General features: G+C 44.2%; 1 protein-coding gene and 1 pseudogene. One reads left to right on the forward strand and one right to left on the reverse strand.

The features are described 5' to 3' along the window. Positions 1 to 488 (forward strand): annotated as a pseudogene (locus tag ACLOR3_RS01980) (ribonuclease J); the annotation flags it as partial. A 97-nt stretch (positions 489 to 585) separates the two neighbouring features. On the opposite strand, the gene ACLOR3_RS01985 reads toward ACLOR3_RS01980, so the two are convergent. Next, positions 586 to 706 (reverse strand): hypothetical protein (locus ACLOR3_RS01985; RefSeq protein ID WP_412036988.1); only part of this gene is annotated, 121 nt, incomplete at its 5' end.

The raw sequence follows: 706 nt of genomic DNA on the forward strand, positions 1-706 counted from the left end.
TTCACGCTGGACTTGCGCGTGATTGTGGAGTAGAGAAAGATAACATCTTCATCATGAGCAACGGAGATGTTCTTGCCCTGACGGCTAACTCAGCTCGTATCGCAGGAAGTTTCAATGCTCAAGATATCTATGTCGACGGAAATCGCATCGGAGAAATCGGAGCGGCTGTCCTTCGTGACCGCAAAGATTTATCAGAAGATGGGGTTGTCCTAGCTGTTGCGACAGTTGACTTCAAGTCGAAAATGATTTTAGCTGGACCAGATATCCTCAGCCGTGGCTTCATCTATATGAGAGAGTCCGGTGACCTGATCCGTGAAAGTCAACGCATCCTCTTCAATGCTATTCGAATCGCCTTGAAGAACAAAGATGCCAATATTCAAACCGTACACGGTGCTATTGTCAACGCCCTTCGTCCTTTCCTTTACGAAAGCACGGAACGTGAACCTATCATCATCCCGATGATTTTGACACCAGATGAAGAAAATTAAGTAAAAAGAATGGATGAGACCGGTCGGTCCCATCCATTTTCTTTGTATGAAAAATGAGCCAGGTCATCAAACCTAGCTCATTTTTGGATAAATTTGCTTAGTACAAGTCCAAGTAGTTATCAATTTCCCATTGTGAAACAAAGGTTGCATAACTTGCCCACTCGATCCGTTTGGCTTCCAAGAAGCTGGTATAGATATGTTCACCAAGAGCATCCTTA

Source organism: Streptococcus intestinihominis (assembly GCF_046824975.1).
Lineage (GTDB): Bacteria > Bacillota > Bacilli > Lactobacillales > Streptococcaceae > Streptococcus.